We start from the raw sequence: 15201 nt of genomic DNA, 5'->3' as shown, positions 1-15201 counted from the left end.
GAAAAAGCACTCTAATTTTCAGACAATTATCAGAAGAGCCGGACTCCATTAGCAACTCAGGCCCCCCTGGCCTCTCTAACCACCAGTTAGTCTCGCCAGGTCAACCGTACTAATCGCGATCGCGCTCACCTTATTTGCCCCTAAGTCAGTATAGCGGAATTTAAGTCTCTTTTTCACCCGATTAAATTTTGTCTGTATCCTGTTTTAATTCGGATACAACTGCGCCGCGATCGCGCCAAGCTTCCGCATTCTCAGGCTTAATGGCGATCGCTCGATCGTAAACTGCCATTACTTATTCATACTAACCCAATATAAAATCAACGCTCACTTCTAAATCGGGAAAAGCCAGCGGCGCAACTTCTTGACCGCGCCAAAACTTGAGCATTAAACTATAACCGTTCGGGCCTGGCTGACGGTAGACTTCCAAACAATTTTCAACTAAATCTACCAGCCAAACTTCCTGAATGAGCGATCGCGCGTAAATGGATACTTTCACATCTCTGTCATAATCAACCGTACTATCTGAAACCTCCACTAGCAGCAAAACTTCAGACGGTATTGGATGGGCTGTGGCGTAGTAATCAGCGCAAGGTTGCAGCAATACAACATCCGGTTGAGGTTCAGTGCGCTCAGTCAACTGGATAGGGTCTTGAGCACCTATAATCGCACGTCTTCTCTCCAAATCCGAGAACACAGCGATCAGACGCTTAACAGAACTTGCGTGACGAGTACCAATTGCAGCCATTGTAACAATCTCTCCTTCTATGAGTTCTACCCGATCGCCCTCTGAGAGAATACCCGCCTCAGTCATCAAATGATATTCTTTTACTGTAAATAACCGTTTTTGAAGCTGAACAGACATATAACTATTCTCCTTGTTTGCAGCTTACCTAAATTTACCATAAAAAAAACCGCCCCAAACAGAGCGGAAAAAAGAGGAACATTTTAGATTACAAACTGTAGACAAAAACCTTTAAATGCCCGCTATCAAGTCGGTTTAAAGACTGGTCAATAACTGTAGGGGTGGTTCATCGCCAACTATTAATACAGTGAAAATTGGTTGTTGTTTCCAAAGTTGCTCTCGATATACAGCCAATATATTCTCTTCTCTTACCAACTTAAAAGTAAGGTGCGCTTCTCGATTACCTGACACTTATGAATTTTGAACAACGGAATTAGGCTTAACTTCAGTCTCTTTTTCCCCGGATTCATTTCCGTGTGTATCCTGTTTTAATTCCGATATAATTGCGACTCGATAGCGCCAAGCTTCGGCATTTTCGGGTTTGATGGCAATAGCTTGATCGTAAGCTGCCATTGCTTCCTCATAACGCTTTAATTCTGACAAAGCTGTGCCCAAGTGATGCCAAGCATCGTAGGAGTCTGGCTTAATAGCAATCGCTTTCTCATAAGCTGCGATCGCTTCTTCATTGCGCTGTAATTTGGCCAATGATTCGCCTTTGCCAAACCAAGCTTCGTAACACTCGGAATTAATGGTAATTGCTGATTCGTAAGAGGCAATTGCTGCTTCGTGCTGCGACAGTTTGTCGAAAGCTACCCCTCGGTTGTGCCACACTTCAAAATCCTCCGGTTTAAGGGCGATTGCTTTGTCGTAGGATTCGATCGATTCTTGATATCGCTGCAATTTTCCGAGCACAGCAGCTCTATTATACCAAACTTCGTATTTATCGGGCCGGATGCCGATCGCCCGATCGTAAGAATCAATAGCATCGCTGTAGCGGAGGAGTCTCCACAGCATATTGCCTCGATTGTACCAAGTTTCGTATCTGTTGGGATTGAAAGCCAGAGCGCGATCGTAAGAATCGACTGCTGCTGCGTACTGCTGTATTTTGCCCAGCATCGCACCTCTGTTGTGCCAAATTTCGCTGTCGGTTGCTTTGATAGCGAGGGCGCGATCGTAACTGGCGATCGCTTCTTCGTAATGCTGCAATTTAGCCAACAAAGCCGCTATACTGTGCCAACAAGCGTATTTTCTGGATTCGCTCGAACTTGCTCGCTCGTAACAGGCTATCGCCTCTTCGTACTTCTGCAATTTGGCCAACAAACTCGCTTTATTATACCATGCTTCGTAGTTATCCGGTTTAATTAATATTGCTTGGTCGTAACAGGCGAGTGCTTCTTCCAGGCGCTGCAATTTTACTAACACATTTGCGCGCCAATACCAAGCCTCATTCAAAAATTTATTCGCTAAAACAGCTTTTTCCAAACAGACTAATGCTTCATCATAATTGCCTTGAAAATAAAGCCCTTCGGCCTGCTTAATATAATCGTCAGCAATCAATTTTTCGTCGCTAGCGGGTGCAGTTTGCGAATTTTGGGAATTGTCTAAGGCCGGTTGAGGTGCGATTTTAAGAGCTTCTTTGGCAACAACTGCGGGAACTTGGGCAATTTCTTGAACAATTTGAGATTTTTTCTCGTCAACTTCTCTCAGCAAAACTTGCAGGTGCATGATAAATTGAGATTTGAGAGTCTCAATTTGCTCCACGGAAGATTTGGAAAGTTCAGTTTCTCTAGTTAAAAAATCAATGGATTGTTTAGCGGCACCCATTTGCGATTCTAATTCATCCCTCAACTTTTGATTCAGTTGGCTAGAATTTCTTAGTTCTGATTCTAATACACCAATGCCTTGCAATCGTTTATTGGCATCAGCAACCAACTGTTTGATTATCAGCCGTCGCATCATCCAAAAAAATGCAATTGTCATCGGTGGAAATACCGTACCAAGAATCAGCAAAATATTGAGCAGAGTTATGGTACTGTTAAAACCATACCCAGATTCAGCACTGCCACTAGACGGAGAGATAAAAGCGAAAACCTCGCGAACTTGAGGATTGCTTTCAGCCCCAGTTTCGATTAATTTAGCCAGCCAGGTTTCTTGTAAAGATTTTGTTAGTTCATCGCCGGATGCAGCAGGAGTATTCGCCTTGGTTTTTGCACTAGCAGATAAATCGGGTTGAGCGGCCGCTACCAACAAACCTGTCGGCGATTTTACAGCAATTCGCGGGGAAAATTGTTCGTGGGCGATCGTCTCAGGCTCGCTAATTGGCTCAGCCCGACGGGATACGGTAATATTTGGGGAAAATTGTTCGTAGGCGATCGTCTCAGGCTCACTAATTGACTCAGCCCGACGCGATTCAGTATTATTTACAGCATCAACAAAGTTGCTAGCTTGCGGTGTCTGAGGAGAAATAGGAGGTGCAGCAGGATTGGTGCTAGTATTAGCAGTTAAATTCTGGGATGCGAGGGCGGCCAGAGTCAAGAGAGCTAGATTAGAGACGCGCATAAACGTCAACTCATTTAGGAGAAATTGGTGCTTGGTTGTCAGCGATCGGGCGATCGACCTCATACTCTCAGCAGTTAGAATAGCTGACATGAGGAATGCTGACTTACTATCTCCAAAATACGCGCGCAGCTTGACTTTTCAGGAAAAGTGCCAATAATTCTGGCTGTGGAACTTTTGTCCAAAAATATATTCTCGCGCCTAATCCGGTTGAATAACCCTCGAAATCATCGGGGCGGGTTTACCAATCTGCACAATTAGCCCAATATCCCGGTGAACCCGCCCCAACAGACCCAATTTTTAGCTTTAAACCCTAGCTACAATTGCTTCTGGCTGCTGACGTTCAGCCGCCACTTCCTCTAAATCAGCGCCGTAAATTTCACAGCTATTATTCGGACTTTCAATCAGCTTAATCTTGTGCAACTGGGCGCCCAATTCCCGAACGGGCGATCGCAATAATTGCCCGATCCGAACTGCAATATTCTCTGCCGTCGGCACAACGTTCTCAAAATAAGCTATATCCTTATTTAAAAAAGTGTGATCGAACGGTTCAACAACATAATCGTCAACGGCTTTTTGTAAAGCTCCCAAATCAGCAATCATGCCAGTCCGCGCATCAATTTCCCCTTTAACCGTCACCTCTAAATGATAGTTGTGACCGTGACCGTTGGGACGAGCACATTTGCCGTAAATTTCCGAGTTTTCTTCAAAGCTCAAATCGGGACGAGCCAACCGATGGGCCGCGCTAAAATGAGTGGACAAAGTTAAATAAGCTTCCATTCCGTTTCCTAAATATTCAGCCCAAAGTTCGGGATGTTCAAACAATTGAATTTTGCTCACAGGTAAATGAGGGGCTAGCCGCAGCCAAATTTGCCGTGCTATGTTTTCGGTAGTTGGCAGAGTCTGCTCAAATTCCGGCCACGCTTCGTTGAGAAAGGAAAAATCGAGATCCTTGATAACTTCCCGCTTGATGACGTGCTTGACATCAGACAGGTTGAGAACCATGCCGTACTCGTCGAGTTTTCCTATCATGGAAACGTAAAGGACATAATTGTGTCCGTGTCCCGGTGCGCGGGCAGTTGGGCCAAACCGCTCAAAGTTCTCGGCTTCGCTTAACTCCGGCAGCCAGTACCGGTGACTCGCCGAAAACTGTGCCCGACGATTGATGATGCACTGCATAAAAGTCAAGTAGGGTAAGCTTGTTAAGTTCTGTAAAGGACTTACCTCTTAAGGATAAACTAATTTTTGCTGGAATTTTTCGATTATTAGAGGGTGCTGTAAATGAATTTCTACCAATTTTCCAAATATTGGCAACACGTCGCCGATCGGTCGAGCCACCGAACCTATTTTACGTCACAACACAGATATCCGGCAGAAAATACCGCTACAAAACAGTTTCTCGCCATCTGTTACTAACCCATCAGTTACGAGTCTTTGAGAGAGTGGGTGAAGCTGAGCTATTCCGTTCGCGAAGCGTTCCCCAAGGGTAGGGAATCGACCTTTTTGCCACACAGGGCACTCCACAGTTCGAGTTTTTCGCCTAAGCTCTGCAATAGTTAACAGTTTGCGGTTCAGTTGCGCTCAAAACTAATCACCCATTACCCATTACCAAATATTAATGAATAGGATTACTGCACGAGCCGATCACTTTTTTGAAAATTGGTCGGGTGCGATGACAACCCCCCTCTTCTATATCGGGGACGCTCATCTGTCCATCAGTGCGATCGTTAAACTGATAATTTTAGCTATATTTGCCTTGATTATAGCTAAGATTATTAGTGAAGGAATCAAGCGCAGCTTGCTAGTTCGGATGGGATTAGATCGTGGCAGTCGAGAAGCAATTTCCACCATCATTAGCTATATCTTAGCAACTCTTGGCTGTATATTCGTCCTGCAAAGTGCCGGCATCAACCTCACTTCTCTCACCGTCTTAGCTGGCGTTGTCGGCATTGGTTTCGGCTTCGGCTTGCAAAATCTCGCCAGCAACTTTATCAGCGGTCTCACCCTGCTATTTGAAAACCAAATTAGAGTCGGAGACTTTATTGAAATAGACAATTTATTAGGAACAGTTGAAACGATTTCTATTCGTTCCACAGTTATTAAAACAATTGACGGATTATTTGTAATAATACCAAATATTAAGTTTGTCGAAACAAACATTATTAACTGGAGTTACAGAGACGCCCGATGTCGCCTCCACATCCCCGTCGGCGTTGCTTACGGCTCTGACCCAGTAATAGTTACGGAAGCGCTGCTAATTGCGGCGCGGATGGAATCAAATGTCTTATCCCACCCTTCTCCTAAAGTAGGGTTTCACGGTTTTGGAGATAACGCTTTAAATTTTGAGCTTTTAGTTTGGATTGATAAGCCGCAGGAAAGCGATGCTATTAAAAGCGCGGTCAATTTTTTAATTGATTACGAATTGCGTCACCGAAAGATAGAAATTCCCTTTCCCCAGCGGGATTTGTGGCTGCGAAACCCGCAAGAATTAACTAAACTTTTTCACCCTAACAAAGACGATAATTCCAACGGCAAACTTTTTCCACATAATGCCAAACATTCAGCCGAGTTGAAATCTAATTCCACCGTTTCTGAACCTAAAAATCCAGGATCTAAATCCCCTAATAATTGGACGCTGCGAGATTTGTTGCGGCGAGTAACTTATTTTGAACAGTGTACGGATTTAGAACTGCGACAGTTAATTGAATACGGCTACCGACAACTGTTTCCAGCGGGACAGATTATATGTAAAGAAAATGATCCTGGCGATTCTTTTTATATTATTCTTTCGGGTGCTGTAGAAGTTCTTTCTCAAAAAGCTGGTCAGTATATTGCTACGCTTCATGAGGGCGAGTTTTTTGGGGAAATATCTTTGCTGTTGGGTACTCCGAGAACGGCGACTGTTAAAACTAGCGAAGATGCAATTTTGTTTGTGGTGGAACGTCACGATTTGCAAAAACTTTTAAGAGAACAACCCAATTTAGCCGATCAGATTGCTCAAAAATTGTCGGAACGCCAGCAAGCTTTGAGAGATTTGGGATTGTTATATGGCGACTCTCTGGGACAAACTCCTTTTATTAAAATTCGCAAGCGCATTCAAGTTCTTTTTGGAATTTGAAAGAAGGAAGAAGGAAGAGGGAAGAGGGAACAATGGGAGCATCTCATATTTGTAAAAACACTTTTTCTGGCTCCTTTCTTCTTCCTTCTTGCTCTTTCCTCCTGGCTCGTGGCTCGTGGCTCCTCACTCCAATTTCTAGCTTGCCTGCAAAAGTGAGAGGCTCCCGGAACAATCTGCTTTTTTAACTTTTAATTTTTAATTCCTCCTGCGCTTCCCGCCGCAGTCTAGCGGCAATTCTAAATAGTTCTTGACCTGTGTGCAAGTGGCGATCGTCATAATTGAGGGTAAATAAATACAATTCTTCTATGCCGTCTCCGACTTGATTGATACAGTAGTAGAGATGGGCCGCAACTCCGGCTACATTAGATGGATTGGGCATTGAGGTAAGAAAGTTATGAGCTTTTTTGAGGAACTCGCGGCTGGTTTCGATATAAAGTTGAAACTTTTCTATCAGTTCGTCATCAAACGGATCTGCTGACAATTCGTCTATTTCTTTTTTAAGTGGCTTCAAGATGCTGTTGAGCATTCTATTGACGGGTTTGTATACTTTAATAAGCCACTGTTCCATTTGTTCGTCAGCGTCCCGTGCTGTTTGTGTTTGCTGGCGGCTGACGTTTGGTGCGGCTGGTGATTGCTGTTCGGTTTGCTCGGAAAATTGGCGATCGTAAGATTGTCTGTGCTGGGCGTCTCCTAATATTTCATAGGCTGCATTGAGGCGGACAATTTCTTCGTGACCCGCTGTGTCGCTGCGGCTGTCTGGATGAAATAATTTGACTAAACGGCGGTATGCTTGTTTAATCTCGGCTTGTGTTGCGGTTGGGCTAATCTTTAGGGTTTTGTAGTGATTGATAACGGAAGACACGCTGTTATTTCCTTGAAATCTGGATTATATGTGAAAAAGTGCTTGACAAAAATATCATTATTTGCTAATTTTTTAAGTATTTATATGATATAAATGTCAAAAATTGTCAGTAAAAAACCTCAGTTTTCAACTTATCATAAATCTATTTTAGAAAAACATTGAGGCTTTGGAAGCGGTAAGCCGATCGACATTGAGGACTCCTATAGCGCTCCTCCCGCCAACAGTTAGCTCCTTCTTTTCTTTTCTCTTGGTTCGCCACCAGAACCCTCAGCGCCCACTTCGTTAACGTGCCCAAAGCGGTTCAAAAAAAAAGCGTATTCAGAAATTCGGCATCATTCGCGATCGAGGGAGCTACAACCTATCACAATTCTTTAAACTCAAAAGCCAAGCAGGGCGTACAGTGTACGCCCTGCTCTCAGTTTCTGCTACTTGGACCGGAGGCTAGCCTAGTTGAGGGCCATCGCCATATTGAGTTCTGGATCTTGGAACAAGGGAGTGCTCAGATAGCGTTCGCCAAAGCTAGGCTGAATCATCACAATCAATTTCCCTGCATTTTCGGGACGCTTGCCGACTTTCACGGCCGCACATAGGGCCGCACCGCTGGAAATACCGGACAACAGTCCTTCTTCTCTGGCCAAGCGGCGGCTGTAGGCGATCGACTCGTCATCCGTAACAACTATAATTTCGTCGATCGAATTCACATTCAGCACCGGCGGCACAAAACCAGCACCGATACCTTGAATTTTGTGAGGCCCTGGCTTTCCGCCAGAGAGTACCTGACTGTTAGCTGGCTCAACGGCGATCGCCTTAAACCCGGGTTTCCGCGACTTAATCACCTCTGCGACACCCGTAATCGTACCGCCCGTTCCGACTCCGGAAATCAGGAAATCCACCTCGCCATCTGTATCTTCCCAAATTTCCTCAGCCGTTGTCGAACGGTGAACCTGGGGGTTCGCTGGATTCCGAAACTGCTGCAACATATACGCATTGGGAGTTTTGTCCACAATCTCTTGAGCACGGCGGATGCAGCCGCTCATGCCCTCAATTCCGGGAGTCAGTTCTAGTTGGGCCCCGTAAGCTCGCAGCATCGATCGGCGTTCCGTGCTCATCGTATCCGGCATCGTCAAAATCAACTGGTAGCCCTTAGCCGCAGCCACCATTGCCAGAGCAATTCCGGTATTGCCAGAAGTCGGTTCAACTAAAACCGTTTTGCCTGGAGTAATCAGGCCTTCTGCCTCGGCTTGATTGATCATACTGACACCGATGCGGTCTTTCACCGATGCTGCCGGATTCATGCCTTCAAGTTTTACCACAATCCGAGCCAAGCAGCCTTCGGCTTGGGGAATGCGGTTGAGTTGCACCAGAGGCGTCCGCCCTACCAATTCTGTAATGTCGCCAGCAATACGCATAATCTTTGTCAGTTTGTGGTTGAAAGTAAATGTTAATTCCTAGTTGGCAATATTTTAACTAGATGTAATACATGATATCGAGCTGCCGTCTGCCATTGCGCTTTTCGCACAGATCCTGTAGCGTATATTTTTGCAAAACTGAGTTGGCAATTGATCGAGCTTCTTGCCAAACTTCCCAAATCACCGCACTTTCTACAGTTTGAGCAGGCGAGTCTTTTTCAGAGCGATCAAACTCTGAGCCTTCGAGACAGTTGATAATTTCTAGGAGTGTAATTTTCCAGGGTTCCCTCGCCAAGATATAACCTCCCTTAGCTCCTCGCTGGCTACGAATCAGCCCGCAGCGTCTCATGGTAGCCAGCAACTGCTCTAAATATCGATCTGGAATATTTTGCTGAGCCGCTATCTGGCGAATTTGCAGAGGCTCGCCTTCATCGTAGCAATCGGCAAGCTCCAGCAAAGCTAAGATTGCGTATTCGCTTTTACAGGAGAGTTCTACCATAATTGCTTCCAATACCAGAATTATCAACTCCGAAGTCAGATGTTAAAATTCTCCTCAATGTTGAGTTCCCAATTCTAACTTCTAACTTTACCTTTTATTATACCCCGGTTTTCCACTGAACTTAATCGACTTTCATCACTTCATCCTTGGAACGATCGGCAATCTGAACCCAACCAACCCAGTTTCTCGTTTCGACTCCCTCCCCTTCCACCACAGCCTGATCTCAAGAAATTGGTTGTCTGCCTTTATGACTGATAATTTTTAATTTTTAATATATTCTTGACGCCCCCTTCGTCCCGCAAACAAAAAAGCCCTGCGCTAGGCAGGGCTAAACTTGGCCTTTAGAGTGGCCAGCAGAGAGGGTATAACCTCCCTGCCTCCTCTAACCCGCTCTTAGAAAGTGAAAGTAGTTCTCAGAGTACCAATGATGATGTCATCATTACGGTCATCTTGATTAGGATTTGTCACCCAAATCACGCCCGGAGTAACAGAAATGTTGTCCGAGAGCTGAAACTTGTAGAACCCTTCAACGTGATACGAATCATCGTTGCGGAAGCTCCGCAAACTGCTTGCAGCTTCAAGTTTATCCAAGTAAGGCTCACGACCTACCACGAGCCCTAGCAAGTTGCCTTCTTTCCCTAAATCGGGCAAAGCCAAGGTAACAGCGTAGTTCCAGATTCTCGCATCGCCGATGCCGAGAATGCGGGCATTGGTTAAACCAGCCCAGCCGCCAAGGATAAATCTCGGGCTCAGTCGCAACGAAGCCTGAGCCCCGTAGGAGTTGGTGACAACTTTGCGAGCATTGAAGCCATCAAAGCCTTCGCTCAAACCGTTGAGAGAATTAGCCACGCCGGTACCTGTGAAACCGCCGAGGTTGTCGATTCCATTTCCCAAACCGTTGTCAAAGCCAAAGTTACCTCGATTAAAGTAACCGTGGTTATAGTTGAAAGCAACTTGCAAGTTGCGTCCAGGAGTAAAAGTCAACTGACCCATCGCCGCGTAGTCGCCGTTCAACAAGCCAGCACCCTTAACCGGACTGGCTGCATTTGACGCCAAATAACCAAATGACAGAGAAGTTGGGCCGAACACGCCGCCCAGTAAGCCCCTGCCGCCGAAGGCATAGTCAAAGCCGATACCTGCACCACCGCCCAAGCGGTAGATTGGGTTGCGCTGTCCAAAGGCGCTCAGTGATCCGTTACCACCGTCAAAGTCTTCAAAATAAGGGTTGACAGTCGGCATAATGTCGTCCCAAACGCCAGCGTTGGCTATCAGGCTAACGTTCAGTCGCTGACCGACGGGGAACTTGTATAGCAAGGTGTCGAGGGCAACAACGTTGTCGGTTCTGCCGACTACGTTCCAAGTTTGAGTGCCTTCGCTGGTAGCCCCAAGGTTGAATCTTTGACCGTTGCCGACTTGAAGCCTGGTCAGCAGCAAGTCTCTGCCGGTGAAGCTCGTATTTAAATTGAGACGCACCCGTTGTTGGAAGACAGTTTCGTTATTGTTGCTGCCGATTCTTTCGCCGTCTCTGCCAAAAACGCTAATGTCGCTACTAAAGTCGTCGCTGAGAGCGAAAATAGCTTCCCCAGTCAGCTTGGTAGTGGTGGAGAATTGGTTGGCTTCGAGTTCGGATGTCCGAGCTTCCAGAGCATCGACGCGACCGCGCAGGGTTGCCAGTTCCGCTGCAAATTCTTCTTGGAGCCGTTGGAGGGCTGCCAAGTCATCTCTCGTAGCGAAGTTGCCCGTGCCGCCTCTAATTAGCTCGCTCACCTTGTCTAAGCAAGCATTTAAACCGGCTGCAAATTCGTAGCGAGTCATTGCCCGGTTGCCACGGAAGGTGCCGTCAGGATAACCAGCAATACAGCCGTAGCGCTCGACTAGGGATTGCAATGCTTGGAAGGCCCAGTCTGTAGGCCGCACGTCGGAAAGTTGGGAAACAGAGGTGACTTGACCTTGAGTTTCGCCGCCGGCAGCACCTTCGCTGCTGTACTCGTTGAGCTGTTCTAATGTGGCGGCTGGGTTTTGCTCTTGTGGTGTGGCAGTTTGAGCTAAAGATTCAGCCGGTTGTGGCAAACTTTGTTCGATCGACTCTGCCACTGCCGGGGCTGGAGTTTCTAATTGAACTGCACCGATTTGCTCTGGGAGAGCGGTAGCTGCCGGGGCTGGAATTTCTAGTTGCGCTGCAGGGGCCGAATTTTCTACTGGTTGAGCAACTGTTGGCTCAACTGCAGCTAAAGATTCACTTGTAGGTTGTGATGCCGCTTGGGGCACTGCCTCAGCAGGGGCTGTGTTGGCTCCGACGATCGCACTTTCAGTTGCAGCCGTGGCCAAATCTGCCATCGCTGCCGGAGTTTCGCTGCCAGCGACTTGGGAAATTTCTTCTACTGGCTCGGAGGCGGCAGTTGTTTCGGAAACAGCAGCTAAAGCATTTAGTTTCGCTTCTGAGGTTTCAGCGGTTTCAGCTTTGGCGGCAGTTGTTTCGGAAACAGCAGCTAAAGCATTTAGTTTCGCTTCTGAGGTTTCAGCGGTTTCAGCTTTGGCTGCCGCTGGCTGGAGCGCATCAGCAGCCTGCTGAGCGTCTGCTGCCATCGCGCTCGAAGAAACTACTAGGGTAGCTCCTAAGACTGCTGGGCTGATTAATAGGTAACTCCACAAAAATTTCGACATATTCACTCTCATCCTCACACCGATTACAGAGAAACTTTTCTAGTCTTCTATGTGGTCAGTTGTTGCTCAACTAGCATACTCTAAAAAGAGACCTAAAATTCACTTTTTCTTTTGATTCTTTCGGGCTGACCGAGTATATAGATGTGACTGACGGCTGCATAGAGCCTGTTTTTTAACCTCTACTCAACTGCGTCAAAACCATACCAGGACTGGGTTTGGGATTGATTTGACGGCTGACACTAGATAGCACCTGATCGCCTTATTTACTTTTTAGCACAGCACGACCGACTCGTCTAGGCTGATTCGACTTTAACATCCAAGTTGTGTCCGAGGACGCTAAAGACTTGGCGATGATCGAACAGTTCTAACAAATCGGCGTTTATTTTATTGTGAGCTGCTTCTTGTCGCAAAATTTTCATCGCTGCCTCTGTCCGCAGAGCTCGCTTGTAGGGGCGATCGCCTGCTGTCAGGGCGTCGTAGATATCGGCGATCGTCATCAATTGCGCTTGAATTGGAATTTCTGACTTGTTTAAACCTCGCGGATAGCCTGTACCGTCGAGTTTTTCGTGATGTCCGTAGGCAATGTCTGGAACATTTTTTAAATCCTTTGTCCAAGGAATTTGTTTGAGAAACTCGTAAGTGTGAATTACATGAGATTCTATTTCCGATCGTTCTTCCGGCGTCAGGTTGCCCCTCGACACCATCAATTGCACGATCTCGTCTGAGTTCAGCAGGGGTTTCCTTGCCCCATCTATATCTCTATAAGTTTGTCGAGCAATCTCTTGCAGTTGAGCTAGGGGTTCTGCTGCCAAAATGTGAGGCTCGTTTGCCTCTAGCAGCACTTCCCAGTATTCTGCTAATCTGGTTTTCGCTTCTGCTAGCTTAGTGTCTAGCTGTTCGATGTCCTGGCAGTGAGCGCACTCTGGCTCCTGGCTCGGGTGTTTTCGGTAGGCAGAATGCTCCAGCAAGTATTTATACTTAGACTGGACGCATTCCATTTCCATCGTCCGCAGAGCTAAGCCAAAGCGGTGGCGAATGATTTCTAGCTGTGCGGGGTAAAGCTTTTTCTGTTTGGTCAAAACTGCTTCGGGCACTCCTATTTTGCCAAAATCGTGCAGCAGGGCGGCGTAGCGAAGTTCTTGAATTTGGCGGTTGTTAAAGTAAATAGAGCGCAGCCGTCCGCTGGTGACAGTGTTTACTTCTTCTGACAGGCGTACTGTGAGGGCTGCTACTCGTTCTGAATGGCCGTAGGTACAGGGGTCTCTGGCTTCTATGACTTGCACCGAGGCTTTGACGAAGCCCTCGAACAAATTTTCTATGCTGTCTTGGAGTTGATTGCGCTCGATCGAGATTGCTGCTTGAGAAGCGAGCGATCGAACTATCCTTTCTTCCCACTCCGAATACTGCTGCGTCGATTCCCAGGCATTGTCTGCTGTCAGCACCGTATCTGCCTTTGTTTTCCGGTTGATCAGTTGCAGTACACCTATTGTCTCTCCCTGTCGGTTTTGCATCGGCAGTACCATTACCGAGCAAGTGCGGTAATCAATATCCCTGTCAAAACTGGTATCTAGCCGATAGGGTACGCCGACGGGTAAGTCGTAGGCATCAGACAGGTTCAAACTTTGACCTGTAATTGCCACGTATCCCGCCAAGCTTTTATCTGTCAGTGGCAGGGCAAACTCTTTAAACGACAGTCTCGGTTTAGAAGCGTTTTGGGCTACCTTGAACAGCAGCTTAGATTTTTCGTCGCTGTGATCTACTAAGTAAACGCTGCCAGCATCGCTGTATGTAATTTCCCTACTTTTGGATAAAATTAAGTTTAACAAGTCGCCCAAATCTTGGGCGCTCGACAGAGCCGCGCCAATATCTAAAAGCTTTTCTATCAGATCGGTTTTTTCGGCAGCAGACTCGTTCTTGAACTCTGGCTTTTCAAATACGATCATGGTCGGATGATGGGGAATAGCCTTTTATACATTGAACGTTTGGCCTCTCGACTTTTTAGCACCCGATTCTAACCCCAAGTCGATTTTTTATTTGCGAGCTTTTCTCTAGCGGGGACTCTTGTTGGGCCAGCGGGCACTCTTTTAATCTAGCGTAGAAATTTCTTGGGCTAGCGCAAAGTCTTTCTCAGTTAACCCTCCGGCATCGTGAGTTGTCAAGTTAAGTGTAACTTTGTTGTAGGAAATTTCTATATCGGGGTGATGTGCTGCGGCTTCTGAGGGGGCTACCAACTTATTGACAAAGGTGATCGCTTCGATAAAATCTTTAAATAAACGGGTACACCGCAGTTGTTTACCTTCAACCGTCCAGCCTGACAATTGACTGGCGCGCTCTTGAATTTCAGTATTGTTAATTAGCTCAGCCATAATTTTTTTTCTTTGGGATTAGGAATGGCAGATTAACTGCCAACGTGTAGAAACCCTGACCAAAAACTATCCGCTCTCACCAATAGCGTTTAGTCTCAAGTTTTAATACTCAAGATTTAACACTATTTGAGGTGAGAGCGGTCTAGCGGGTCTTCAGATTAGAACCTGACTGCCGGGAGAATCCCTAGCTCAGCCTGGTTCCCCGTGGAAGTCGTTTCCCGTTGGAGACGACGGCTGACTGCTAGTGAGCGGCCCCGGCGCACAGCCGGTAGTTTCCAATCTGATGACCCATGCGTTTACTACTTTCTATCATGGGCATCACCTCCAGATTTAGCTAAATGGCTTAATATTGGAACGCACATCACCTAAATACAAGATTTAAGGTGATGATTTGTGCGCTAGCCATTGCCAGCGTTACCAGAAGAACTTGCGTTCTGAGTATCATTCTAGTATTCACAATTATTAGAATAACACAAGGAATTAGAAGTGGGGGATGCAAATTGAGATTTTTGTAAGATGAGGGCAAATTACTGCTGCTGCAAGGTCTTTGATCGATCTCTACAGCAATCGGGCGATCGAAGTTTCAGCCATTTGCGGATATGTTCTCCAAAATCCGCGCTGTGTGGCTATCAGGTTCATTGCAACTCTGGCGGCTGGGAAAGGCAGATCGATTTCTTGCCAGATAGGAGAGTTCACGAGATATAAAGACACAAGTTTTTCTAGCTACAGGCAGAGTTGGTTTTTGTACAAAATCAACTTTTTTTAGGGCGCTAATTCGCTCAACTCCTGGAAACAAAAAGCTCCTGCCTGGTGGCGGGAGCTTTTTAAGCATTAAGGGTAAAGCCTAAACTGCTTTATCTTACCCTTTTAAAATGTTGGAAATTTTGATGTTTCGCGCTAATTACAGAGCGTTACCGCGAGGCAGAACTTCTTCAGGGAAGATGAAGTTTTCGTGGGGTTGGTCTGTCGGAGCCATCCAAGCACG

General features: G+C 46.4%; 11 protein-coding genes. 1 reads left to right on the top strand and 10 read right to left on the bottom strand.

The window, feature by feature from the left end; all coding sequences use genetic code 11:
• Window positions 1-301 precede the first annotated feature (301 nt).
• The 3 genes from QUA36_RS15675 to QUA36_RS15665 all read right to left on the bottom strand — a co-directional run bounded on the left by QUA36_RS15675 (window position 302) and on the right by QUA36_RS15665 (window position 4477).
• On the bottom strand, window positions 302-862 hold the full coding sequence (locus tag QUA36_RS15675; RefSeq protein ID WP_333458316.1) for a Uma2 family endonuclease: 561 nt from the start codon (window positions 860-862) through the stop codon (window positions 302-304).
• A gap of 291 nt (window positions 863-1153) precedes the next feature.
• Window positions 1154-3391: a tetratricopeptide repeat protein gene (locus tag QUA36_RS15670; RefSeq protein WP_333458315.1), complete on the bottom strand. Its 2238-nt coding sequence runs from the start codon at window positions 3389-3391 to the stop codon at window positions 1154-1156.
• A 213-nt stretch (window positions 3392-3604) separates the two neighbouring features.
• Window positions 3605-4477 (bottom strand): 6-carboxytetrahydropterin synthase, encoded by an 873-nt coding sequence (locus QUA36_RS15665; RefSeq protein ID WP_333458314.1) that lies wholly within the window; start codon window positions 4475-4477, stop codon window positions 3605-3607.
• Between the two features lie 439 nt (window positions 4478-4916).
• Between QUA36_RS15665 and QUA36_RS15660 the strand changes: the two genes are divergently transcribed.
• Window positions 4917-6416: a cyclic nucleotide-binding domain-containing protein gene (locus tag QUA36_RS15660; RefSeq protein ID WP_333458313.1), complete on the top strand. Its 1500-nt coding sequence runs from the start codon at window positions 4917-4919 to the stop codon at window positions 6414-6416.
• 181 nt (window positions 6417-6597) lie between these two features.
• Here QUA36_RS15660 and QUA36_RS15655 read toward each other — a convergent pair whose 3' ends face one another.
• The 7 genes from QUA36_RS15655 to QUA36_RS15625 all read right to left on the bottom strand — a co-directional run bounded on the left by QUA36_RS15655 (window position 6598) and on the right by QUA36_RS15625 (window position 14912).
• A complete protein-coding gene (locus QUA36_RS15655) occupies window positions 6598-7278 on the bottom strand; it encodes a J domain-containing protein (protein ID WP_333458312.1) in 681 nt (226 codons plus the stop codon).
• A gap of 446 nt (window positions 7279-7724) precedes the next feature.
• Window positions 7725-8687, bottom strand: coding sequence for a cysteine synthase A (gene cysK, locus QUA36_RS15650; RefSeq protein ID WP_333458311.1), 963 nt, complete (start codon window positions 8685-8687; stop codon window positions 7725-7727).
• A 58-nt stretch (window positions 8688-8745) separates the two neighbouring features.
• Window positions 8746-9186, bottom strand: a complete 441-nt coding sequence (locus QUA36_RS15645; RefSeq protein WP_015176708.1) for an RrF2 family transcriptional regulator — start codon at window positions 9184-9186, stop codon at window positions 8746-8748.
• A gap of 393 nt (window positions 9187-9579) precedes the next feature.
• Window positions 9580-11850 carry an iron uptake porin gene (locus QUA36_RS15640; protein WP_333160973.1) on the bottom strand — a complete coding sequence of 757 codons (2271 nt, stop codon included), beginning with the start codon at window positions 11848-11850 and terminating at the stop codon, window positions 9580-9582.
• Between the two features lie 293 nt (window positions 11851-12143).
• A complete protein-coding gene (locus QUA36_RS15635) occupies window positions 12144-13793 on the bottom strand; it encodes an HD domain-containing phosphohydrolase (protein WP_333160975.1) in 1650 nt (549 codons plus the stop codon).
• A gap of 141 nt (window positions 13794-13934) precedes the next feature.
• Entirely contained in the window at window positions 13935-14216 is a 282-nt protein-coding gene (locus tag QUA36_RS15630) for a 4a-hydroxytetrahydrobiopterin dehydratase (protein WP_333160977.1), read from the bottom strand.
• Window positions 14217-14774: 558 nt separating this feature from the next.
• A complete protein-coding gene (locus QUA36_RS15625) occupies window positions 14775-14912 on the bottom strand; it encodes a hypothetical protein (RefSeq protein ID WP_333458310.1) in 138 nt (45 codons plus the stop codon).
• Window positions 14913-15201 lie beyond the last annotated feature (289 nt).

The sequence above is a fragment of the Microcoleus sp. Pol10D4 genome (genome assembly GCF_036701555.1).
Lineage (GTDB): Bacteria > Cyanobacteriota > Cyanobacteriia > Cyanobacteriales > Microcoleaceae > Microcoleus.
This window is presented reverse-complemented; position numbering and strand designations above follow the sequence as displayed.